Source organism: Pantoea sp. X-Soil-OKNW-556, assembly GCF_059730695.1.
In genome coordinates, this window is record NZ_AP035990.1 from 3868337 (window position 1) to 3893021 (window position 24685).

Genomic DNA, 24685 nt, shown 5'->3' on the forward strand with positions numbered 1-24685 from the left:
CACACGAAGGTGTGGCTGCCCCGACGGTTTATTCGGGGATTACCCATGCAAACAAGAAATCGCGCGTTTCGTCGCCATCATATGAAAAGGCTCAAAACTAAACGCAGTCGATATAATAATGCGGCTTACAGCTGGCCTGAAGGGGCGAATATCGGGAAGGCTTACCATACGCCATGCCCCTGCTCATGCTGGATGTGTGGACATCAGCGTTTTCATCACGGAATGAACATGCAGGAAGTGACAGCAAGAGCCAAATACCAAGACTAAGCAACAGAGCCCACCTCAATGGTGGGCTATTTCCCGGCCAATACCAATGCAAATGCCATCATTGGATATGCCAGAAATCTAACGCTGCTTACTGAGCTGATTCTATAAAAATCTGCTTATATAACATCAATTGAACCTATCGATCACCAGCATCAGTTTCCCTTCTCCTCCCGCAGCAACTGATACCGATACTCCAACTGCCTCAACAGTATCTCGATCTGAACCTGTTCACCGCTTTGATTTCCCTCGTCTTCAGCGTAACGCCGTAGCTGCTCCTCAACTGGTGGATGCTGATTAAATGCCTGCATTACTGAAAATATGCTGGATTTCAATTCACTTACCGTCAGGTATTTGCCGCGCGTTTTATCCAGACGGTTAAGTTGCTCTGTCAATTGCTGTAACTCAGCCATTCCTTGCTGCCAACTCTGTAAGCGCTCAAACGGAATAGCTTCTTTTACCCTACGTTGTTGTTCCATGTGCGCCTGTTGTTGCATTTGCTCATACCTGAACCAGACCACACCTCCCAACACCATCGCCCCAGCCAGTAGCGCGCAACAGGCACCGCTGACGAAAGGCTTTAACATTGAAGCTGACGCTCCCACTGTAGGCTGAATGACATAGACTTTCGGAGTCGGCGGTTCGGAGAGTGGCTGCGGCATATTTACCGCCCCCTCCTTAAGATGCGCGATTGCAGACTTTATCTGCTCGTACAGAGCGCCTGTCTGACCTGCATCTCTCATGCCATAGCCTGTGAGCGTATCACGTAGTGACTGGAGCAATGCTTCGCTGCGGTACAACCCCGTTAACTCATCCTGATGCTGAAACATACAGCAACGCAGAAAGTTCTGGAGCCGACGTACCAGGGTACTAATGATATCCATGCGCGGCGACATGGCCTGCGGCCACAGTACCGTCCACTGGCATGCAATCAGCGCCTCGAGGATGCTCAAACCTTCATTCAAGCCGTGCACCCCAGCCGTGTGTATGCGCGCCAGGGTGTACCAGGAGGCGCTTTGCAACTCCATGCCATTCAACTCAAACAATGCGAGACAGAGCTTCTCGACATGTCGCCAGTCCACATCAGGACGGGCAGGATGAGAAAGTTTGCCTATCTCATCACGCAACGTGACGTATTCGCTGAAGGTACGCGGGTCTCCACCAATCTGGATTGGTTGGGGAGGTAGTTCGCTCATCATCCGTTGATTATCCTTTGGTTATGCGATCGCTGACTGTGCCTTTTCACGCCATCCTTCCTGAAGGGCGCTTTTCACCTGGGCCAGATGCCGTTCACTGTTGATCGCTCTCTGTTGTGCCACCACCACACCGGGTTCCCGGGTGAACTGACGCAGACTGGCAGACTCCGCCAGCAGCGGCACGGGCGCTCCGCTCTGCCGGTCCACTACCTCCACATCGTACACGGCCAGAGCCGGGGGAATGTCCCTGTCGGATTTGACCCTGAAGCGGAGGAGAACTGGCTCATCCTGGGTGACCATCCCCGGTACCTTCCCGTCAACCACCAGCGCTGCCAGAGACTTGCTGCACTTGTCGCCAAAGTAAATCATCCGGTAGCGGAAGTAGCTGCCCCAGGGTTCACGACTGCCCAGACTGGCGTGGAGAAACCAGGCGCGCGAGTCATGCACCTGGTCATCAAACAACGCCATAAGCAACCCGTCAGCAGATTCAAGCAGCACCCGGTGTTTTTGCTCCCCTGCCGCTTTCATTCTGAGGTACTCCGTCTCCTCATCATCGCTGTTCAGCAGAAAGGCCACCTGCTGCGTCTTATCCACCAACACCTCCATTGCGCTGTTCAGGCTGCGAAAGACTTTGTGATAATCCTCCGCAAATTCCTGTGCCGCCTCCCTTAACTGCGTCTGCGCCATATCCGGGTCGAAATCTTTAATACCCGGCTCCGGGAGATAATCTTTCAGCCTGGCCGATTTACGTCTTCTGGCCTCCACGGCAGCCTGGTCCTTATCCCGCTGGATCCTGGCCTGCCTGCGGACCTCCGGACCGGCCTGCGTGTCTGTGGCGCGCTGATAGAAAGGCGTCTGCAACAGCGTTTTCAGCGCATGACGGTTGATGCGCCAGCCGGTTATCCAGGCCATCTGTGCATCGGCGGCCACTTCAATACATACCGGGGCCTGAGTGGGCTGGTAATCGGCGGCCTGAAGATCATCAGGGGTGTCGGGGGTGGGGAGATTAAGGGTGTGCTCGCGCCAGGCGTTGAAGCGATTTACAAGTGGTACATCAATGACAAATTTCTCTTGTATATCAGGTGACATCAAACGCCACTGTTGGCCCTCTAAGGCTTTAGGTAATGATACTGGCGGCATTTTTAAGGGGGCACCTGCTTCAAATGCCGTTGCATATAAATCATGTAAGGTAACCTGAGAAAGTAAAAAACTATCGTCCTGCCCGCACCCTTTTCCCTGATCCCCCCGTTGATACCCGCCCCCCACATCAGAATGCATGCCCGGATACATCACCTCGACGCTGTTCTCCGGATACTTCCCGTTACTCCGCCGGATGGAATCCAGCGGAAAACACAGGCGCTGCTCATGGGAAGATACCAGATGCACACAGCGTTTAATCAGGCCGCCGTAGGTGGTCTCATCCGGCAGTTCCAGCGTGCCATCCGCCCACGACATATGCCCGTCAGCCAGAGGGGCCATATGTGCCACTCCCACCGAAGCCACCGTGTCCAGCAGACCGAGAAACTCCACGCTGAGGGGAATTTTCATCCCCTCCACCGCCAGACACTGCTCGGGTCTGTCTTCGCCCGCTGCGGGAGGGGGCAGCAGTTCACTGAGCCAGCTGACAAAGGCACGCGCTGCCGCTGCTCCCCGGGAAAAGCCGTAAATATACAGTTTGATACCCAGCAACTTCGGTTTGCCCGGCTCCGGCTGCTCCAGTGCGTTTTTCAGCCGGGCTTTCAGCGCCCGCAGCTGCCGGGTAAATTCCTCATAGCGGTTATGACTGCCGCCAAAACCGAAATGGGTCCAGCTGGTCTTCATATTTTCCAGCGCTGCGCGGCTCTCACCGTTACTCATCCACAGTTCAGTCAGGGTAAATTTCAGCACATCAATAATACGCAACAGCGCCCAGTTAATCCGGTTCTCCCCGTTACTGGCGAATGCCTGCCCCCACGCGCTGTAATCCAGGTCATCAATTTCCGGGAACGGCGTGCCCACGCCGGGAATATAGAATTTGAAATAGTTCTCCGCCCCGATATCGAATAACTGCGCCTGTTGTGCACCGACACCGCCAGCATAACCACTGCCGATGGTGGCACTGAACAGCCGGGCGATATTGGTCGGATGTGGCGGGTCAGACAGATACAGGTCGTTATTCAGGTTATTGCCGGTGCCGTCGAAAAACAGGCTGATATGCAGCGTTTTGCAGCAGGGAGGCTCCACCCGCCGTCCGGCCGCCAGACAGAGCTCCTGACGATACGCCCGCTCCCGGCTGTTCTGCTTTTTGCAGTTTTCGCCCACCAGCGCGGCAGCCGCCGGTAAACGGCCCTGCGCCGGAAATGCCGGGGGATACCAGACCTGTGCTTTGCCGGTTATTTCGGACATACCTTCGGCTCCTCCATCCTTAAGGGTTCTTTAATCGGGTAGTTCGCATTTCTCGGCGACCAGCAACTGGTGGTCACTTTAATCTCGTCGCAGGGCAGGAAATGGATGGTGATACCGCAGGTATCCTGGCCGTTATAATCCGGCAGCGGCACTGTCTTACTGTGCTGTTTTTTTTGAGAATCAATATTTTTTTTCCACTCCAAATATCTTTGTCGATTCTCATAACCCGGAAAATCCATCGAAATACCCACCCCGGTTTCCCAGTCCACCGTTACCGTCATCCCCGGCTGCCATTTCTCCGGCACGCTAAAACAACAGCCTCCCCCGCCACCCTGATACGGGCCGATAATATCGATGCCGGACTGACCATTAACGCTGAAACGGTTAATCGCCCAGTGGGTGTGATTAATCGCTTTAATCACCCCGGCCCCGGCCTTTGATGGCATAAAGATCGACAAAAACACCATGCCGGCTAAAAAAACGGCATAAGAAATACGACGGATTAGTTCGGACATACTTTCGGCTCCTCCATCCTGATAGGCTCTTTGATGGGGTAAGACGGGCTGCCATAGGTGAAACAACTGGAGGTTACTTTAATCTCGTCGCAGGGCAGGAAATGGATGGTGATGCCGCAGGTATCCTGGCCGTTATAATCCGGCAGCGGCACCGTCCTGGTATGCTGGCGGCTCAGGGCCTTCATTTTCTTCTCCCAGGCCAGATATTTCGCATCGTCTCCGAATCCCGGAAAACCATCCATATCACCCACCCCGGTCTCCCAGTCCACCCTTACCGTCATTCCCGGCTGCCATTTTTCCGGCACGCTAAAACAACAGCCGCCACCTCCCCCCTGATACGGGCCGATAATATCGATGCCGGACTGACCATTAACGCTGAAGCGATTAATCGCCCAGTGGGTATGATTAATCGCCTCAATAACCCCACCACCGGCATTTACCCTCAAAGGAAAAAATTCCGTAATCAACAGCACAGATAAAACCCGTACAAAATGTATTTTTTTCATGCGGAATTCCTTTCAGCAGGATAATTTCTCGGTAATATATTCAGATATTTTCCCGCACACCCAAGCATCGCGTTCATCATCCATGATTAATCCTTTATCGGTGGCTTCCTGCATGCCGCGATAACAAATCTGAAATAAAGTTTCCGCAGAGATAAAAGAGGGGATGGCGAGTGGCTGCTGTGCCAACAGAATATTGGCATCGCACACGCACATCAGATATTCCAGTTGTTGATCGCTGAGGTCGATAGATTTCACGTCCTCACCGCAAACTGGCGGAGAACCATCACCCACCAGCCGTTGCGGCGCACCATCTCTGTCCAGCCAGCTCCAGAAAAGCACCGGGCGGTGCAACTGTTGCCGCTGCTCATCGTTCAGCAATCCCCCGGCAAGTAGGGGAAATAGTCGGGGATCGTAGAAACGCAGCAGACCCGGTCGCCCCTCATGGCGACCATCCGTGCACTTTTGCAGCCAGCCTGCCAGCGTAGGTGTCGGCCAGAGCGAACAGAACATCAGCACGGCAGATTTTGTTGCCACTTCGCCACAGAGATCATCCAGCCACAAACGTTGCGATCGATTATTTAATTCAAAACGAATTAACAGTGGTGCTTGCCTTACCGAACTTTCCTCCGGAAGTCCCTGCCATAACGAATGCCATTCAATGGGAAAACCATTCAGAATTGGAATAATAGAAAAATCGACAGCGGCCTGGTCAAATATCATATAAATATATTCAACACCAACCTGACGACAATCATCTTCCAGTGAGGAAATCCATTCCATTTATATACCTCCGTATTTTATTAACGCGGAACAAATCCCTGCGCCAGCAACCGTGCTTTTTTCAGACACTCCTCACAGACCGATGCGGGTAATTCCGGCAAGGGAAATTGCTGGCTGGCAGGGTTATCCAAATTATGCTGTCCTTTAAGACTTAATCGCCCCGGCCCGTGGATTTCAATTTGTCCCTCGGGAGAGAGGTGGATATATGCGCCACCACAACCGAGTGTGATACCGTTTTTAGCCAGCAGTTGCAGATGCCCCTGCGTTGACTGCACCGTTATATCCTTCAACGATGTTATGGTAAGCGTATCGCCATGTGATTCTACTGCCAGCGGGCCTTTTGCAGAGACCAGCCGCATTCCCTCCTGCTGTGCCAGTAGTGATATTCCCTGAGTAGCATTGGCTGATATCCGTTGCGCCGTGGCGATATTCACCTCTCCAAGACTTTGGAGATACAGCCCCTCACCGCTGGTAAGTACCAGGCCAGCGGGTGTCACTGCACCAATCCCTTTCGGTGCGCTTAGCAACATTGCCGGCTCATGCAATTGACTGGCACTCGCCAGGTAAGCTTTCAGCGCCGCACTATCCGGTGAAAAGTTATGATGGGTTTGAGTGAGCCGCCCCCACTCGGAGAGTTGATTGATGGCCCCTTTCAGCAAGCTGACCGGTTGCGCCATTTCTAACGACTTACCCTGTGCCAGGGGCTGCGCATCAGCGCTAAGATATAACCCCTTCTGCGCCCGGATGGCCCCCCAACTGTCGGTGCGCAGCTCAAATCCTTCACCGCGCGGCTGGCGTTCACTGTCCACCAAATGCCCAAGATTCAGCTGACTTTTGCCACCGTATTCGGTACTCAGCTTGATGTGCTCCTGTCCCCGGGTGTCATCCAGCCGCAGCTTGTTATTCGCCGGGGTGCGCAACACATTGCGTTTGTAGTTACGAATGGTGACCGGATCCGGTCGCAATGAATTGTGCAACACGCCAGCGATATAAGGTCGGTCTGGATTGCCGTGTTCAAAACCGATCGCCACTTCCGTTCCTGCCAGCAGCGGCAGGTGCAGGCCGTAGGTTGCTCCGGCGTAAGGTCGGGACTGCCGCACCCACAGGCTTTCAAAGCCGTTTTCCCACTCCGCACGATCAAACAACAAATGCACCCGGTAACGTCCATCGCGGTCAATATGCCCGTAGCTATCGCTGCTGTCAGTGCTGGTGATACGCGCCGGTAGCGTTCCTGCCATCACCGGACGCGCGATCCTGTCCGGACGGAAACTGTAGACCGCCTCCGCCGGTATGCCGCTCAGCGTGCTCACCAAAGCCCGGTCCCGCGCGGCGCTGCTGCTCATCGCAGTTATCACCATGCCCTGGCTGAAGGTCTGCGGTGCGCCACTTCCCTCGTTCACCCGTAGCACCGTTCCCGGCAGCAGCGCCGCGCAATTGGAAATCGCACTCAGTTGCGTCTGTCGGTTCAGATAACGCTCGTGCTGCAACCGGGCGTAGAAAGCACCGCTTTCTGTCTCCGGCGTGGCGCTCTCCACCTTTCCGACTCGCAGATAGTTATCCCCCCAGTGATACGCCTCGCCACAGGTGGTGGGGTCGCTGCCCGTCACCTCCGCCTGCGCATCCATATCAGCGCCGGCGTCGCGGTAGTTATAGTCACGGGTGATGACGCACTTCTCAACCACCTGATAGTGGCTCTGCAATCCCCATATAGCCTCCATTCCCCCATCATGCTGCCCGGATGGCAACAATGCGGGCAACGTCAGACCACGCACGTAACCCTGGGAACTGTCGTAAAACTCCACCACATCGATATTCAGCCGCGTATCGGTGCTGAAGCGAAACCAGATCCCCACCTCTGCCAGCAGACGGGTGATAAAACGCAGGTCATCTTCGTCATACTGCATCACCTGCTCACGCGGCGGATATTCCCGACTTAGGCTGAACAGAAAATCCTGGCCGCGCATGTTGTGACGATCACGCAGTACCGATTCCACAATTTGTGGTACCGACATATCCTGCCAGATTGCGTTTTGTCGCTGGCGCGACAGCAGTGCCAGCCGCGGTTGCAGCGTCAGGGCGTAACGCCCCTCGTCGACCGACACCCCAAGTGCATCGAAGCCGGTTACCACGCCCTGAACCACGCGTTGTGGAGGGAGAGACGGCAGGTAGTTGTGTTGCGGCGGAGCGGCCTGCAAAGTAAGCGAGGCTGGCTGTAATAACATCGCTTCGCGGCTTAGTGACTTGTCGCAGCAGGTAAAGGTTATCTGCCAACTGAACGGCATATTCAACGCCTCGCTGGCGGTAAAGCTGAGTACATCCAGCAAGGTGCTGTTGTTCCCGACGCGCAGCAGATAAGGGCTGTGATTGAAGATCGGGGCGTTTTCGCCGCTCGTTGGTATCCGTAGTTCGGTCATCATCCGTTGATTGTCCTTATGCAGATTTGCTCACTGCCCTGCGGTTACAGAGCCTTGTTTTCAATTAACTGCTGTTGTTGCAGATGGCGGATCAGCACACGTCCCTCCGGCATAAACGCGGTACCAAATCGCACCAGCCCAACCTGTTTCAGTTCTGCCTCAATGACATAACGCAGTTCGCCGGGTAACGTTTGTTCCAGCATGAATACGTCAATCTTTGCCAGGCGCGGCTCGTATTTCAGCAGTACCTGCATCAGGGTGAAGAGCAACTGATGGGCTGTTGCTGGCATGCCCTGTAGAATGAGTGTCATATCCGGCAAGCCATAATCAGGGATATGCGCCAGTGAACCCGCACGGGTGTTCAGAATACGTTGGATGTTATCCAGTACGGACAAAATCACCTGATTCTGCTCACTGACCTGATGCAGCGCCAAACCACCGTTAAAACCCCCTTTCAGCAATTCGTAGAGCGAGGGCTGACTCATGATTTCGCCTCCGCTCGCAGCAGCAAATGCCGGCTATCCAACTCAATCACTCTTGGTGTATCCGGGTCGAGATCGTTACGCTCCAGCACCAGCCGCCAACTGTTTCTGGCCATATCGGGGTGTTGGAACAGCCCGACAATGGCGACAAATCGCGTCTCTGATTCCATAGGCATATTCAAAGCAACATCCCCTCCGGGCGTCACAATCACATCACGCTCCTCCAGCAGGTCTGGGTGCAGCACCTCGGCAGCCTCATGGATTAATTGCTGATACACAGTGCTATCAAACGTTTTCCGCGCCTTTAACTGATAAACCCGCACCATCACCGGCTCAGAAAGTGGATGATGTTCACGGATATCGCTGTTAAGGCTTTCACGAGCGGAAAAGTCGAGATGCAGAATCTTTATCTGTTTGTAAAACATCGCGTTAAAAGTCGAAGCGGTGCTATCAACAATGTTTTGCTGTAACCCGCAGGCGGTGAGATTTAATGCAGCGGTGCACAACACCAGATTACGTAAAATGGTAGACGACACGTCGGTTTCCTTGTGTTGGTGTGGCGGGTTCCATGCCGGTATAGCTGCCCAGTTCGGTGGTGAAAGTGGCTGGAATATCGGCGGGGCAGGTTTCCCCCTCCACGCCAAGCACGCCGATCATTCCCAACCAGAAAGACGCCTCGCCCAGGCGGGGTGGCGCCAGAAGCGATGTATTGAGTGTCAGTCTGATACGTGCGGTGTAACGCCAGCCCAGATACACACGCAGCATCACCTGAAAGTCCTGGTATAACAGTCCATCGGGCAACCAGCAGCGTGCCTCATCGGCACAGTCAGTCTGCAAATTAATCAGCAGCTGGCTGCTGACATCCATCACTTCATCCCCCAAGGGAAGATTGCCATCAAGCAGCAGTCCCGGTTCGGAGAGGCCCCTCGGTTCACTCACCGGCACCGGACGCAGACTATGCGGCTGCACCTGAACAGACGTCTGCGGAGCAAGCAGCCGTACCAGCGCGGCTATCCCCTCTGCTGTTCTGCCGGGTTGACGCATAACACCCAGCAGCGCCAGAAAACGTGAAATCGGCGTCGCAATCTGTTTTCCGGTGCCGGGAATGCCCAAGCCAATCAACCCAAGTAGCGACTGAGATGTCTCATCTTTGCCCCCTGCTTCGAAGGTGGCGGGGTACGAATATTTACGCCAGATGCGGTAGAACTGGGTCAGCACACGGTGGTTAAAGATATCGAGAAAGCCCTGCAACCCCTCGTGCCCTTCACTGCGCTGTGCGATGTCGTCGAGATACACGCCAGGCATTGGCGCATCCACACCATAAAGCCCAAGAAAAGTGGTGCGCACCACCGGTGGCCCCTCGCCATACTCCAGCGCTTTTAGTTCACTGGCAGGAAAGCCCATGCCGGGATGAGGCAACAGACGAACAGGGTCATCGCCGGGATGGCTGGTACTGCCGAGCGGTGGGTTGTCGCGATGCAGATGTTCAATCAGTTGGCAAAAGCGATAAAAATTCAGGCGGTGCAATTCGTTCTCAAAGCGCGGCATCAGCCGGGAATGCGACGGTGGTGTTTCTCTTCCCATTCCAGGCGTTCTCCGGTGGGTTGCAGAATTAAAATCAGACGGTTAAAGAGATGGATATCGGTATACAAGGCAAAAAAGCGGCTGAGCATTTCACCAAACAGGCAGATATCACCACTTCCGGCAAAACCGACGCTGTCGAGGGTGATCTCAATTTGCACACCGCGCAGCAGATGACCTTGCTCGTATCGCGTCGTCTCCTGATGACAAACGTGCAGAATGGCCTCCAGCCGGCGGCGGTTCATCTCACTGTGCGTCCAGTCATAGAGCGCAAGCGTGCCACGCAGGACCTCGGCGTTATCCATCATCCACAGGAAACTGGAGCCAAGGTGACTCAGTACCCGCCAGTGGAAACGATCGCGATTGGGGGGATAGCAGGGTAGCGTTGGCGCACACAGATTGCGCACCTGTACCTGAGCGGCGGCGGATTTCACGGCATGATCCAGGAGCGTACTTTGTAGCGCCCGACGTGGCAGTTGCCCATTGGTGCCAGTGACGCTGACAGACAAGCTCTCGTCCTCCGGTACGCGATGGTTATCGAAAGCGTCGCCACCGAGGATCAACCAGGTTTCATGCAGGCCGGATGGTCCCTGACGTACCCGCGTGTGGTAGTAATGTTCCGGGGCGGTATGACGCAGCATGCCACCTCTATGACGAAAGCTGGTAAAGGGCACATAGGGTTGGTTAAGGGAAGAGGTCACGGCATCCACCGAATAAATTTCGGTATGGCCATCCTGTACACGCATTGGACGTAGCAGGTATTCCGTCTGCAAACCGTTAATCGTTAGCGGGTCAGATTCCAGCGTAAACAGGTTGATGACCGGCACCGTGTTCAGCCGCAGATGCTTTTCGCTAAAGACAAAGTCATGCTCCCAGCGCCTGGACAATATCACCTCCAGCTCAAACCACGGTAATGAGGCTGGCAGTTGCGCTTGCTCCAACCCATGCAGCGCCACCGCCATAAATTTTTCCCGAAAGGTGAAATATTCCAGCAGCAACTGATAACCACTGAAGCTGCTGTCACTGCCCGGCCACAGCCGATCATCAGGATCAAAACCTTGTGCGCTAAAGTGTCCCTCCACGATCCGGCTATCGTTCTCCCCTGCCAGGCGCAGGCGCATGCTGGCAACATGCAGGGTCAGCGCTTCGTGCAACGCACAGGCCAGGGGTGCATCGGCGTTGAGATAAAGTGGAATCTGGCTGACATCCATCCGGCTCCAGTCGGCCAGCTCGCCGCTGTTGAAGCGCAGACGGATCATGGAACGCCCCTGGGCATCGGTCGCGAGTCCCACCTTTTCCAGTACCAGCGGCAGCAGCTCAATATCGCGGGTGGTGGTATAGCGACAGCGCGTCCCTTTCTCCCCGATCGGGCGGGATAACACTTCAAAACCGCGCGCAATCCGCATTGGCTCCTTCATCATCTGCCAGTCAGGGGTAAACTCCACCACCGATAACGAAGGAATGGTGCGCAGGTAATGTGGCCACAACAGGCTGACCAACCCTTCCGTTAACTCGGGCAGATCATCATCCAGCTTTTCCCGTAGCCGTCCCATCAAAAAGGCAAAACCTTCAAATAGCCGTTCTACATAGGGATCGCGCGCACCGGCTTTATCCAGGTTAAGCATCGCCGCCTGCTCCGGATGAGCACGGGCAAACTCTTCACCCGCTTCCAGCAAGTAGCGCATTTCAGCGTCGTAATAACGCAGGGTTAAATTATCCATGGAGAATTCACATAAAAGTCGAGGAGGGGAATCAGCCGCAAAGTACTGCGGCACGCGCCGGATCAATGGTAATCAGCCCGGCCAGTAAGCTATTCATCTCGGATTGCAGCCGGGCTTTGTCGTTCTCGCTGCGCGCCGCTCGGGTTCGGAGTAGCTTCAATCGTCTGGCCCGAACTTCGAACATAAACTCAGGTGACCAGTGCGCCAGCGTGAGGTTCTCCGCCTGACTGTCCAATTCGCGTAGCAGATGCAGCGCCATGTCGTTCTTACCCAGTTGTTCACACACCCTCGCCATCAGCAAGCGCAGCAACCACCTCGCTCGTGGGCTATTGACGCCGGGGCGCTGCTGTAACCAGTTAAGTGCCGCTTCCACGCCTTCCTCATCCGCTTTCGCCAGCGCATCGCTCTCCAGCGCAAGGATGTCGCCCTCCTGTTCCCCGCCGCATGCCACGGCGACGGGTTCACGATACGAAGCATCGTTGCTCACCTGCCGGGCAATCCAGTTCAACGTCACTTCATCGGCAAAGGGCATGCCGTCGGAGAATGTCAGGCCTTCCAAACCCGGTAGCCGCAGTAACAACGCGCCGAGATCCTGTTCAACCAGGGTTGCCAGTCGGGAATCGGCCTTACCCCGGTTGAGTGCTTCCCAGACGTACCATTGCACATCAAGCCACAAATGGTTGACCCCCTGCGCGAAGAGCGAATCGGTCAGCTCCAGCAGTTCCTGCCAGCTTTGCTGCAACCAGAGGCGTTTCAAATGCGCCAGATGTTCGGGTTTGGGGGGAGACAGACGAGTTCTTCCACTGGCATCCAGCGGCGGCAGATGGTGAAGCGTGTCCCAGCGTACGCTCTTCATCAGATGATGTGCAGCCAGCCAGCCCTCTGGCTGGTCACGCAGATAGCGCGCCAGTGACCTGGCCTGGTCGAGAAGATCACGCCCCGAGCAGACCGGGGCCACGATCGACGCAGTGATGTGCTGGTGAGCATCAACGTCTGACGACTCGCGGCAGTTTTGCGGTACCAATACGTCAGCCCCGCCGCTGCGCGCCAGCCGCACCTCCAGAGCCTGAACCAGCGGCGCGAGAACCGGACGTTCCTCTGCGCTCAAGAGGTCATGTATCCGAAGCAACCCCGCACAAACGCGACGAATGCGCACCCTATCCACTTCCGGCCACAGCGCGAGGCTGTCCAGCATTCTGCCACTGCCGAGCCAGCTTAATGCGCCCTGGCGGCTACGGGGCCGCTGTGGGTGCAACAGTTCACCATATTGCTGCAATGAGGCAGCCAGTAACTCCAGACCTTCAGCCAGCCCTTGCTCTCCCTGCTGGTGCAGGCGCGCCCACAAATAAAACGTGATCACCCGGATATCTTTACTCACCGAGAGCAGTAAAGGTTCTGCCAATGCAATGATTAACGCCGTATCAACGCCGGAGAGCTTGTTGACCTCTTCACGCATTTGCTGGAAATGATCGTCATACGCAGGGTCCTCGCCGGTGGGTGACCGATCGGCGATCGGCTCCATCCAGCGCGCCCAGTCACTGATATGTTGCTTCGCTTCTGCGCGTAAGGCTGATTCTTCTGCGCCGCAGGCGCTGATTAACACGGCAATCCCTGTCATGCTGCGTCGTCCCCTGGTTATTCATATTGTGTCAGCGCCTGCGCAGCAGACTCTGCATCCACGCTGAAAATCTCATCCGGTAAGGTGAAGCCTCGTAAACGCAGGAGCGCCAGCGGGCCATCGCTCATTTGGGTGCGCAGTATCCATTGCAGGTTCCGCTTGTCAGCGATGGCGAAACTGAGCTTCCACTGGCTGCGATCCAATTGCTGACGTTTCCCCTGCTCCAGCCAGCGAATAAAGCCCCAGGTACCCGCATAATCACCGTAGACACGCCCCCCGCTACCCACCGTTGACCAACTCAGCAGCGTGCCAGGCTTTAAGCTTTCCCCTGGCCAACGGAACGCACGCCATTCCGCCATCTGGTTGAAGTAGCGAAGCTTTTGCCCATCCACCGTCAGATGTGTCTCCACCACCTCAGGTACCGGGCGCCCCTGTAATTCGAAGCTAATGCCCTGGGTGCCGTCAGTGAACAGAATATCCGCCAGTTCGCGCAACTGATTGATCGCTTTCAGGAAAGCAGGGTTGAACGTCAGTCCCTGACTGTGGGCACGGTCTGGCACCCAGTGGCTGCCCTCTTTCTGCAACACCCCAGCGAGGCGATGGTTCAGGAAACTATCGAGGCGACCGGCATCCTTCCGGATGAACTCAGCCAGCATCGGCAGTGAGGCGTCGCTGTTGCTGACGGCAAACGGGTAGCGGCCATCAAATGCGTTACGCCAGTTTTCCACCACTGCACGACGCCACTGCGCGTTCAAACTGATTGCTGAAGGTTGCAGAATGGTCCCCCAGGCCTGAGCCAATGGCTGGACAAACAGCGTCTGACCAAAACCACTCCACTCTTCCCCCAGACTGGCCGCCATCAGGCTGCCGTACTGCTGGGTGTCGGTCAGGTCGATGCTTTTCCCCTGAAAAACCGTCTGGGCCAATGCCTGTAACATCTCCTGGGGATCAGATGCGGCAGCCACCTGCTGTAATCTGAGTCGTACCCGAGTGATACGCGTCAGGTACGTTTGCAGGCTGAGTGAATTGTCGGCGGCCACCAGTTGCGATCCGTTGCCTCGTCCTACCAACGTCAGCAGTGGGCCAAAAGTGGCATCCAGTGGACCGGTGGGTTCAACCGGTTGCTGATTGATGACCGGCTGCGCCTTGCGGCCAATCAGCGTTTTCGCAGAGTTAAGCAGGCTGGTGGCAATCGCATCGCGCTGTTGTCCGGTCTGCCCTTGCCAGGCGAGGGTGTTGATCAACGCTATCAGTGGCGACTGGCGCACATCACTCATCAAGGTGAGCTGATCGGTTACATCGGCGATATTGTGCGTCGGGTTGAGGCGCAATCCGTTGAGAAAATTCAACCAACTGGCGGCAAAATCGGTGAAGTAGCGTTGCGTCAACCGCTCCTGTAATGCCTCAGGGGAGACATCCTGCGCCAGCGCGCTTCGGCTGTCACTCAGCACCCAATCAATCTCCTCACGACGCTCCCGCGCAGCTTTCTCAATTGCCTGCTTCACGCCCCCCTCCCATGCCTGACGCGTGAACATACCAGGGACCGTCTTATCACTGGTAAACAGGCGATGTGGATCGGTACCTGGCGTCATATCCTCCAGATCGACATCGGCATAGTTACGACGTATCGCCTGCAATACATTGTTATATAACGTGCTCTCCGCATTACGGCGGCCAATTTGCTGGAGTAACACCTGTCGCACCTGGGTGAGCAGCGCCGGGTCAGGCTGAATCGCCCATTGGGGGTGCGAGGGCAACGAGGTGGCATAGAATCCCCATAAATCCGGCGCCAGACTCTGCCACAGGCTGGTGGAGATCCCTTCACGTTGCGGTTCCACATCTTTCAGGGTCTGCGCATAGAAATCCGCGCTGGCACGCTCCGGGCGGGACATCATCAACCAGGCCTTCAATTGGTTATAACCGGAGGACGCCAGAGACGCGCGCAGCGGGCTATCGGGCGGCAGTTCAGCCAGACGGGTCAGCCTCGCCTCAAGAGCTACGCGGGCAGGTGCGTGAATCAGACGGTCGCTCGTCACGCCATACCAGGGCAGCAATGCCGCGTACAGTTCACGCGTATGACTGAGCAGAAAGCGCTGATACCAGGGAGGTCCCTGCGCCAGCCAGTGTTGTTGGCGGCCAAGATCATTGCGCAGGCGATGCAGAGCGATCAGTTGCGCGTCATTGATAGCCGGATTGTCCACCAGCTTTCTGACCTCTTGAGCAGCATTTATCACCTGCGTGCGGTTAGCCACAAACGACACCAGCATGCCGGCTCCCCAAAGCGACATCAGCCCCAGCAGCGACCAGACCAGCGTTTGCTGCCAGGGCAAGCCGATGCGTCTGCCTTTCATCTCATCGCTGGCAATCTTCTGCCACAGAGATGGATGCGGTAGCGAATGAGGACGAACGTCGGTGGAGGTGGTGTCCGGCAGGCTGAACATCAGGCCACGTAACGACACAGGTGTTTGTGGCATAAACCAGGGCGTGAGGTGCTGCTGCCATTGATGACTGCCACCTTGTTTAAGTTGCTGTAAGAGACGCAACAGCCAGTCATGGTTGAGGTTGCGTACGACCTGTGCCATTCCCCGTTCGCACAGCAAAGTCTGGAGATGCTCCAGTTGTTGCTGAATATCTTCCGGTGTCGCGCCAGCGATAAAAGTCACGCCTGCGGAACAGGGTTCGACTCCCTCTTGCGCCCTGTCGCTGCGCACCGGTTGCCATAGCCAGATCGGGGGCCGCCAACGCAAAATGGCGCTGATATTTTCCAGCGCACGCAGGAAAGTATCACTTTGGCGTGCGGTCAGGATTTCATCCTGCCCCAACACCTGCACGATGCCATCCAGCGGGCGGCCAGGGCGCAGTATACGTAAAGCAGCCAGTTTTTCGCGACCCACTTCGCTGTGCAGATCGCCGCCATAAATCAGTACGGTACGTCGGCCTTCCAGCCATTGCTGTTTCCTCAGCCCTGGAATCAGGATGTCGATGGCGTCATCTTCTCCGGTGACCAACAACAGACGGACTTTACTGCGCCAGAAGACGGTATAACGCGTGTGCAGATGGTGACGTAACGCGGCTAACGCTGGCTGCTGTTTATCCTCCGACTTACTTTCTTCGGTTTTGGACATCGATCTGATTGCAGCACGAATACCGCCCCCGCTAATAGCAACAACCAGCGCACACAGGCACAACAGCCCTATCCACAGCAACAAACAGCTTAACGCAAGCTTGAAAAGCGCTTGCCACTCAGTAGTACGCTCCAGCGGGAAATACCACCACAGCACCCCTCCCACAATCCCGGGCAGAGCGGCCCCCACAAGGATAAAGATGACGGTTGCCTTTACTGAGAAAAAGGTTAGTTTTTCTTGCTTACTCATAGGGTTTCACGATTCCTGTGCTTATCCCGCCCGAGGGATCGCGAGCGATCCAGCCGCAGGGGGCATCCTGTTGTGTACTGCCGATGGCGGCCAAAGACATCACTACCAGTGACGCCAGTGCGCCCATCTCGCCCCAGTTATTGTCCTGTAGATGATGGGTCAGACTCCAGTCCCCGTTAGAAGGTAAGACGTTGTCTGGTAAAGAGAAAAGAATGCAGGTGTCAGGAGGGGAAGTCAGTGCGCTTTGCTGTAACACGCGCAGATACATATCTGGCAGCCCGACATCTTCATCCTGCCGGGAGATCTCCCCCCGGGTGATGTGTACTGCCCCTTGTTTTGCAACCAACCAGAGCACCGCCGCGTCACCGGCTTGCTGTGCATCATGGCCCAGTGGCTGCGAGTGACATCCGCCAATCAGCAAGGTTGTCGCTGCATCTCCATCACTCATTTGTCGGATAGCTGACGAGAGCGAGGCTTCTCCCTGCCAGGGTTGAGGCCGCATGGGAAGTATTAGTTCAGGCAGTAAAATGGCGGCCTCCTGCACAAAAGCCTGCCAGGCGTTATGACTCCCTTGCCAGTAACAACAGCAGGGCGATACTGACAGCCCTGTACTCCGCTGGTTGCACCACTGTGACACCAACTGCCGGGCCAGACGCACCTCCCTGTCACCACGGTCATGGCAGAAAATTTTCGCTATATGATCCGTCTTCGGAGAGCTTTGCTCACGTTGCAGCAATTGTTGCCAGTGCCCGGGTTCGCATCCGGCCGGACCCAACAGCACGATATCCTGAATAGCCATCGTTTGTTGATGCTGTTGCCACCACCGGCGATGTTCAACATCAACCTGTTGCTGATAAAAAGCGGCATTATGGCTGGCACAACGGAACCACAGCTGGCGGAGCACCCAGAGCCAGATAAATGTCAGGATGGCCATTGCAGCCAGCACAACTGGCATGACCCGATCCTCACCGTGGCTGAACAGCGCCAGCGAGCTGGAGAGACATAGGGTGAATAACATGCCTGCTGCCAGCCAACGTTGTTTGTTTGGCACTTGTGGCAGTCGGTAAGGGGGGTAGTCGGTGGGCATTCTCATGTTGTTATCCCTGACCGGAATGCTTTACGCATTGGCTAACTGATCTTTCTCTGACCAGCGGTTCTGGATGGCAGTTTTCACCTGGGCCAGATGCCGTTCACTGTTGATCGCTCTCTGTTGTGCCACCACCACGCCGGGTTCCCGGGTGAACTGACGCAGACTGCCAGACTCCGCCAGCAGCGGCACGGGCGCTCCGCTCTGACGGTCCACTACCTCCACGTCGTACACGGCCAGAGCCGGGGGAATGTCCCTGTCGGATTTGACCCTGAAGCGGAGGAGGACTGGCTCATCCTGGGTGACCATCCCCGGTACCTTCCCGTCAACCACCAGCGCTGCCAGCGACTTGCTGCACTTGTCGCCAAAGTAAATCATCCGGTAGCGGAAGTAGCTGCCCCAGGGTTCACGACTGCCCAGACTGGCGTGGAGAAACCAGGCGCGCGAGTCATGCACCTGGTCATCAAACAACGCCATAAGCAACCCGTCAGCAGATTCAAGCAGTTCCCGGTGTTTTTGCTCCCCTGCCGCTTTCATTCTGAAGTACTCCGTCTCCTCATCATCGCTGTTCAGCAGAAAGACCACCTGCTGCGTCTTATCCACCAACACCTCCATTGCGCTGTTCAGGCTGCGAAAGACTTTGTGATAATCCTCTGCAAATTCCTGTGCCGCCTCCCTTAACTGCGTCTGCGCCATATCCGGGTCGAAATCTTTAATACCCGGCTCCGGGAGATAATCTTTCAGCTTTACCGATTTACGTCTTCTGGCCTCCACGGCAGCCTGGTCCTTATCCCGCTGGATTCTGGCCTGCCTGCGGACCTCCGGACTGGCCTGCGTGTCTGTGGCGCGCTGATAGAAAGGAGTCTGCAACAGCGTTTTCAGCGCATAACGGTTGATGCGCCAGCCGGTTATCCAGGCCATCTGTGCATCGGCGGCCACTTCCAGGCAGACCGGGGCCTGAGTGGGCTGGTAATCGGCGGCCTGAAGATCATCAGGGGTGTCGGGGGTGGGGAGGTTAAGGGTGCGTTCGCGCCAGGCGTTGAAGCGGTGGATTAAATCCGGGGCTACCGCAAATTGCTCTATCAAATCATCGGCCATAGACCGCCATGCATCTTTGGCCAACGAAGATGGCAAACTGAGTTTAGGAACTTTTAACGGTGAGCCCGCTTTAAATGCTTCTGTATATAAATCATTTAACGCGATCTGTGAAAGTAAAAGGCTGTCATCGCTACCGTTAGCTTTACCCTGGTCCCCCCGTGGATACCCGCCTCCCACATCAGAATGCATGCCCGGATAAATCACCTCGACGCTGTTCGCCGGGTATTTCCCGTTGCCGCGCCGGATGGAATCCAGCGGAAAACACAGGCGCTGCTCATGGGAAGACACCAGATGCACACAGCGTTTAATCAGGCCGCCGTAGGTGGTCTCATCCGGCAGCGCCAGCGTGCCATCCGCCCACGACATATGCCCGTCAGCCAGAGGGACCATATGTGCCACTCCCACCGAAGCCACCGTGTCCAGCAGACCGAGAAACTCCACGCTGAGGGGAATTTTCATCCCCTCCACCGCCAGACACTGCTCGGGTCTGTCTTCACCCGCTGCGGGAGGGGGCAGCAGTTCACTGAGCCAGCTGACAAAGGCACGCGCTGCGGCGGCTCCCCGGGAAAAGCCGTAAATATACAGTTTGATACCCAGCAACTTCGGTTTGCCCGGCTCCGGCTGCTCCAGTGCGTTTTTCAGCCGGGCTTTCAGCGCCCGCAGCTGTCGGGTAAATTCCTCATAGCGGTTATGACTGCCGCCAAAACCGAAGTGGGCCCAGCTGGTTTTCATATTTTCCAGCGCTGCGCGGCTTTCGCCATTGGTCATCCACAGCTCTGTCAGGGTAAACTTCAGCACATCAATAATACGCAACAGCGCCCAGTTAATCCGGTCCTCCCCGTTACTGGCGAATGCCAGCCCCCATGTGCTGTAATCCAGGTCATCAATTTCCGGGAACGGCGTGCCCACGCCGGGAATATAGAACTTGAAATAGTTCTCCGCCCCGATATCGAATAACTGCGCCTGTTGTGCACCGACACCGCCCGCATAACCGCTGCCGATGGCGGCACGAAAAAGCCGGGCGATATTGGTCGGATGTGGCGGGTCAGACAGATACAGGTCGTTATTCAGGTTATTACCGGTGCCGTCGAAAAACAGGCTGATATGCAGCGTTTTGCAGCAGGGAGGCTCCACCCGTCGTCCGGCAGCCAGACAGAGTTCCTGACGATACGCCCGCTCCCGGCTGTTCTGCTTTTTGCAGTTTTCGCCCACCAGCGTGGCAGCCGCCGGTAAACGGCCCTGCGCCGGAAATGCCGGGGGATACCAGACCTGTGCTTTGTCGGTTATTTCGGACATACCTTCGGCTCCTCCATCCTTAAGGGTTCTTTAATCGGGTAGTTCGCATTTCGCGGCGACCAGCAACTGGTGGTCACCTTAATCTCGTCGCAGGGCAGGAAATGGACCGTGATGCCGCAGGTATCCTGGCCGTTATAATCCGGCAGCGACACTGTCTTACTGAGCTGGCGTTTTTGCGCGTGGTTCTTTTTCGTCCAGGCCTGATATTTTTCCCAGTCAGCAAATCCGGGAAAATCATCAGAAGATCCAACCCCGCTCTCCCAGTCCACCCTCACCGTCATTCCCGGCTGCCATTTCTCCGGAACGCTAAAACAACAGCCTCCCCCGCCGCCCTGATACGGGCCGATAATATCGATGCCGGACTGACCATTGATGCTGAAGCGATTAATTGCCCAGTGGGTGTGATTAATCGCTTTAATCACCCCGGCCCCGGCCTTTAACGGCATACAGATCGACAAAAACGCCATGCCGGCTAAAAAAGCGGCACACGAAATACGACGGATTATTTCGGACATACTTTCGGCTCCTCCATCCTTAAGGGTTCTTTGATCGGGTAGTTCGCATTACGCGGCGACCAGCAACTGGTGGTCACCTTAATCTCGTCGCAGGGCAGAAAATGGATGGTGATACCGCAGGTATCCTGACCGTTATAATCCGGCAGCGGCACCGTCCTGGTATGCTGGCGGCTCAGGGCCTTCATTTCTTTTTTCCAGGACAGATATTTTTCCCAGTCAGCAAATCCCGGAAACCCTTTCATATCACCCACCCCGGTCTCCCAGTCCACCCTCACCGTCATTCCCGGCTGCCATTTCTCCGGCACGCTAAAACAACAGCCACCCCCGCCGCCCTGATACGGGCCGATAATATCGATGCCGGACTGACCATTGATGCTGAAGCGATTAATTGCCCAGTGGGTGTGATTAATCGCTTTAATCACCCCGGCCCCGGCCTTTGACGGCATACAGATCGACAAAAACACCATGCCGGCTAAAAAAGCGGCACAAGAAATACGACGGATTATTTCGGACATACTTTCGGCTCCTCCATCCTTAAGGGTTCTTTGATCGGGTAGTTCGCATTACGCGGCGACCAGCAACTGGTGGTCACCTTAATCTCGTCGCAGGGCAGAAAATGGATGGTGATACCGCAGGTATCCTGACCGTTATAATCCGGCAGCGGCACCGTCCTGGTATACTGGTGGCTCAGGGCCTTCATTTTCTTCTCCCAGGCCAGATATTTCGCATCGTCTCCGAATCCCGGAAAACCCTCCATATCACCGACCCCGGTCTCCCAGTCCACCCTCACCGTCATTCCCGGCTGCCATTTCTCCGGCACGCTAAAACAACAGCCACCCCCGCCGCCCTGATACGGGCCGATAATATCGATGCCGGACTGACCATTGATGCTAAAGCGATTAATTGCCCAGTGGGTGTGATTAATCGCTTTAATCACCCCGGCCCCGGCCTTTGACGGCATACAGATCGACAAAAACGCCATGCCGGCTAAAAAAGCGGCACAAGAAATACGACGGATTATTTCGGACATACTTTCGGCTCCTCCATCCTTAAGGGGTCTCTAATCGGCAGCGAGTATTACGCTGTTCAGCACAGGTATCGTTTTACGCAGCGGGTGAATGTAGCCATGCTTATCCACCAGCCACACCAACGCTCTGATCTTCCAAAGACAGCACAATGCCCTGCTCAATATCCCAGCCCAGCTTCAGGACGGTGGTTTTATGCCCGGCAGCGATCAGCGTCAGTAGTTGTTGGCTTAGTACCGGGAGAATCTGTTGGTTCAGCAGATTGTCGATATTACGTGCGCCGCTATCCGGCAGCAGGCAGGCGGAGGTGAGGGCGTCATACAGGTTTTCTTCAAGCCTGGTACAGACGCCATAGTGTTGAGCCAGGCGTTGGCTGACCAGGTCCAACTTCATGGCAACGATGGTGCGCATCGCTGCCGGTGTGAGTGGCCGGTAGATCACCGTCTGGAAGCGTGCCAGCAGGGCTGGCTGGAAATGGTCACGCAGCAGTGGACGTAACCGTTCCTGTAGCTCAGCATCGCTGATGTCGGGATGCTCCTCCAGGAGTTGCATCAGTGGATCGCTGCCGAGATTAGAGGTCATCAGGATAACGGTATTGCGAAAATCGATCTCGCGACCTTCACCGTCGCGCATAACTCCGCGATCGAATACCTGATAAAACAGGTTCAACACATCAGGGTGCGCTTTTTCCACTTCATCCAGCAGCACCACGCTATAGGGACGCTTACGTACCGCTTCCGTAAGGATACCGCCCTGACCATAACCGACGTATCCCGGAGGTGAACCCTTAAGCTGACTGACAGTGTGCGCTTCCTGATATTCGCTGAAGTTGAGGGTGATAAGCGAGCGCTGACCACCGTAAAGGGTATCCGCCAGCGCCCGGGCGGTTTCGGTTTTTCCGGTGCCGCTGCTACCCACCAGCAGAAATACCCCTTGTGGGCCATTTTCCGCCGCGAGGCCGGTTTTGGTTGCCCGCAACCGTTGTGCAATTGCATGCAGCGCGTGATCTTGTCCAACAATGCGCTGAGCCAGCACGGTGTCCAGCATCAGCAACTCACTCTGCTCGTCTTTCATTAGTGAGGAGAGCGGGATGCCGGTCCAGTCAGCGACGACATTCGCCACCGTGCGTGCGTCCACATCGAGCGCCAGCAGTGGTGCAGTCTGCTGAACCTTAATCAGCTCATCCTGTAGCGCGGCAATCTCCTGTTCGCGGGAAGGATCGCTGCGGCAAGCCAGCAGCTGTTCCGTTAGTTTTTTTTCCTGTTGATATCGCGTTTCCAGCACAGCCAGATCGTCATTGTGCTGGCGGATAAGCTGCCGGGTCTCCGCCAGGCGATTGTTGCCGTCATAATGGCCGACAGCACAATCCTCCAGCAATGCTTGTTGTTCGATCTCAAGCGCGACAATTTGCGTTCTGAGTCGTACCAGCGATTCCGGCACAGTGTCCAGGCTCATGCGTACCCGCGCACTGGCGGTGTCCAGCAGATCAACGGCTTTATCCGGCAGTTGGCGGCCCGTCAAATAACGCCGCGACAGGGCCACCGCAGCACGCACCGCCTCGTCTGAAATGTAGACGCCGTGGTGTTGTGCATAGCGGGGTTTCAGGCCGCGTAGCATCAGGCAAGCGGTTTCATCATCTGGCTCATCAACCTGCACACGTTGAAAACGCCGTTCCAATGCTGCATCACGTTCGAAATATTGTTTGTATTCACTCCAGGTAGTGGCCGCGATAGTGCGGAGTTCCCCCCTTGCCAGTGCCGGTTTCAGCAGATTGGCAGCATCGACGCTACCCGCCGGATTGCCTGCGCCGATCAGGGTATGGGCTTCATCAATAAACAGCAGCACCGGGCTGGTTGCCTGCTGTACTGCCGCAATGATATTTTTCAGCCGTTGTTCAAACTCACCTTTTACACCCGCCCCCGCCTGGAGCAGGCCCGCATCAAGAGTACGAACGCTAACTGACTTCAGGCTATCCGGTACGTTTCCCTGCACGATACGCAGCGCCAGCCCCTCCACCAGCGCGGTTTTACCCACGCCAGGTTCCCCCACCAGAATCGGATTGTTTTTGCGTCGGCGAGCGAGGATATCCACCATCTGACGGATTTCATTGTCACGCCCAAATACCGGATCGATATGGCCAGCGCGGGCGCGGGCCGTGAGATCAAGGGTAAAACGATCCAGCACCGCCTGATGTGCATCGTGTTTTACACCGGGAGCAGGCAATGCCGCTGCGGCACTAAAAATCTCAGGCGGTCTGACCCGCTCATCGGACTGTTCTTCAAGCAGTGGGCACAAGCGATCAAGCTGAGTTTTACCCAATGTCAGTAGCGGCCAGAGTTCATCACACACCAACAGCGCTGGGGTATCCACGATCGCCATCAACACATGGAGCGTGCGAATCTGAGTGCTTTCATTTTCCAGCGAAGCACACAACCAGCTCTGCTTCAGCAATGTTTGCAAGCGAGCTGAAAGCGAGGGATTGCTGCGTACGGTACGAGGCAGAGTATCCAGATACCGCAACAAAGATTGCCAGATGGCATCCAAATCCCATGCATAACGACGGGCGATCACCGTCAGATCACCTTCACCTGCCTCCAGTAACTTCAGCAGCCAGTGTTCAGGCGTGATCTCTGCGTGGGTTCGCGTCTGACATAAACAGGCCGCAGCCTCGAGGGCTCGCGCGCAGAAGGGATTGAGGCGTCGCAACAAAACGGCGGATTGATGTTCCATATCTCTTTCTCCAATTCAGGCACGCTACCGCCCCTGGCCGTAACCCATGCCCATCAGGTGTTAACTTCCGGTGTTGTTTGCCGAGCAGAATAAAAGCG

18 protein-coding genes are annotated in these 24685 nt (G+C 55.8%); all 18 read right to left on the reverse strand.

Annotated elements, in window-relative coordinates:
• Positions 1-419: 419 nt before the first annotated feature.
• The 18 genes from AC6I8T_RS17955 to tssH all read right to left on the reverse strand — a co-directional run bounded on the left by AC6I8T_RS17955 (position 420) and on the right by tssH (position 24587).
• Entirely contained in the window at positions 420-1463 is a 1044-nt protein-coding gene (locus AC6I8T_RS17955; protein WP_497834201.1) for a VasL domain-containing protein, read from the reverse strand.
• An 18-nt stretch (positions 1464-1481) separates the two neighbouring features.
• Positions 1482-3845 (reverse strand): T6SS phospholipase effector Tle1-like catalytic domain-containing protein, encoded by a 2364-nt coding sequence (locus AC6I8T_RS17960; RefSeq protein ID WP_497834202.1) that lies wholly within the window; start codon positions 3843-3845, stop codon positions 1482-1484.
• On the reverse strand, positions 3833-4312 hold the full coding sequence (tli1a, locus tag AC6I8T_RS17965; protein WP_497834310.1) for a Tli1a family immunity protein: 480 nt from the start codon (positions 4310-4312) through the stop codon (positions 3833-3835). The genes AC6I8T_RS17960 and tli1a (AC6I8T_RS17965) overlap by 13 nt, the downstream gene beginning before the upstream one ends.
• 35 nt (positions 4313-4347) lie before the next feature.
• A complete protein-coding gene (gene tli1a, locus AC6I8T_RS17970; protein ID WP_497834203.1) occupies positions 4348-4866 on the reverse strand; it encodes a Tli1a family immunity protein in 519 nt (172 codons plus the stop codon).
• A gap of 12 nt (positions 4867-4878) precedes the next feature.
• Positions 4879-5646, reverse strand: a complete 768-nt coding sequence (gene tla1 / locus AC6I8T_RS17975) for a toxin Tle1 chaperone Tla1 (RefSeq protein WP_208724212.1) — start codon at positions 5644-5646, stop codon at positions 4879-4881.
• Between the two features lie 20 nt (positions 5647-5666).
• The gene (locus AC6I8T_RS17980) at positions 5667-8060 is read right to left on the reverse strand and encodes a type VI secretion system Vgr family protein (protein WP_497834311.1); all 2394 of its coding nucleotides are present in this window, start codon (positions 8058-8060) and stop codon (positions 5667-5669) included.
• 44 nt (positions 8061-8104) lie between these two features.
• Positions 8105-8545, reverse strand: a complete 441-nt coding sequence (gene tssE, locus AC6I8T_RS17985; protein WP_208724213.1) for a type VI secretion system baseplate subunit TssE — start codon at positions 8543-8545, stop codon at positions 8105-8107.
• Positions 8542-9078 (reverse strand): type VI secretion system lipoprotein TssJ, encoded by a 537-nt coding sequence (tssJ, locus tag AC6I8T_RS17990; protein ID WP_497834204.1) that lies wholly within the window; start codon positions 9076-9078, stop codon positions 8542-8544. The genes tssE and tssJ overlap by 4 nt, the downstream gene beginning before the upstream one ends.
• The gene (tssG, locus tag AC6I8T_RS17995) at positions 9056-10126 is read right to left on the reverse strand and encodes a type VI secretion system baseplate subunit TssG (RefSeq protein ID WP_497834205.1); all 1071 of its coding nucleotides are present in this window, start codon (positions 10124-10126) and stop codon (positions 9056-9058) included. The genes tssJ and tssG overlap by 23 nt, the downstream gene beginning before the upstream one ends.
• The gene (tssF, locus tag AC6I8T_RS18000) at positions 10090-11844 is read right to left on the reverse strand and encodes a type VI secretion system baseplate subunit TssF (protein ID WP_497834206.1); all 1755 of its coding nucleotides are present in this window, start codon (positions 11842-11844) and stop codon (positions 10090-10092) included. The genes tssG and tssF overlap by 37 nt, the downstream gene beginning before the upstream one ends.
• A 31-nt stretch (positions 11845-11875) precedes the next feature.
• Positions 11876-13462, reverse strand: coding sequence for a type VI secretion system protein TssA (gene tssA, locus AC6I8T_RS18005; protein ID WP_497834207.1), 1587 nt, complete (start codon positions 13460-13462; stop codon positions 11876-11878).
• Positions 13463-13479: 17 nt separating this feature from the next.
• Positions 13480-16836, reverse strand: a complete 3357-nt coding sequence (locus AC6I8T_RS18010; RefSeq protein WP_497834208.1) for an ImcF-related family protein — start codon at positions 16834-16836, stop codon at positions 13480-13482.
• On the reverse strand, positions 16829-17929 hold the full coding sequence (locus AC6I8T_RS18015; RefSeq protein ID WP_208724219.1) for a KPHS_23130 family T6SS system protein: 1101 nt from the start codon (positions 17927-17929) through the stop codon (positions 16829-16831). Before AC6I8T_RS18015 ends, AC6I8T_RS18010 begins: the two co-directional genes overlap by 8 nt.
• Positions 17930-17953: 24 nt before the next feature.
• Positions 17954-20317 carry a T6SS phospholipase effector Tle1-like catalytic domain-containing protein gene (locus tag AC6I8T_RS18020; protein ID WP_497834209.1) on the reverse strand — a complete coding sequence of 788 codons (2364 nt, stop codon included), beginning with the start codon at positions 20315-20317 and terminating at the stop codon, positions 17954-17956.
• Positions 20305-20784 carry a Tli1a family immunity protein gene (gene tli1a / locus AC6I8T_RS18025; protein WP_437180280.1) on the reverse strand — a complete coding sequence of 160 codons (480 nt, stop codon included), beginning with the start codon at positions 20782-20784 and terminating at the stop codon, positions 20305-20307. Before tli1a (AC6I8T_RS18025) ends, AC6I8T_RS18020 begins: the two co-directional genes overlap by 13 nt.
• Before the next feature lie 35 nt (positions 20785-20819).
• Entirely contained in the window at positions 20820-21299 is a 480-nt protein-coding gene (gene tli1a / locus AC6I8T_RS18030) for a Tli1a family immunity protein (RefSeq protein WP_497834312.1), read from the reverse strand.
• Between the two features lie 35 nt (positions 21300-21334).
• Positions 21335-21814 carry a Tli1a family immunity protein gene (gene tli1a / locus AC6I8T_RS18035; RefSeq protein ID WP_497834313.1) on the reverse strand — a complete coding sequence of 160 codons (480 nt, stop codon included), beginning with the start codon at positions 21812-21814 and terminating at the stop codon, positions 21335-21337.
• A 148-nt stretch (positions 21815-21962) separates the two neighbouring features.
• Positions 21963-24587 carry a type VI secretion system ATPase TssH gene (gene tssH / locus AC6I8T_RS18040; protein ID WP_497834210.1) on the reverse strand — a complete coding sequence of 875 codons (2625 nt, stop codon included), beginning with the start codon at positions 24585-24587 and terminating at the stop codon, positions 21963-21965.
• Positions 24588-24685 lie beyond the last annotated feature (98 nt).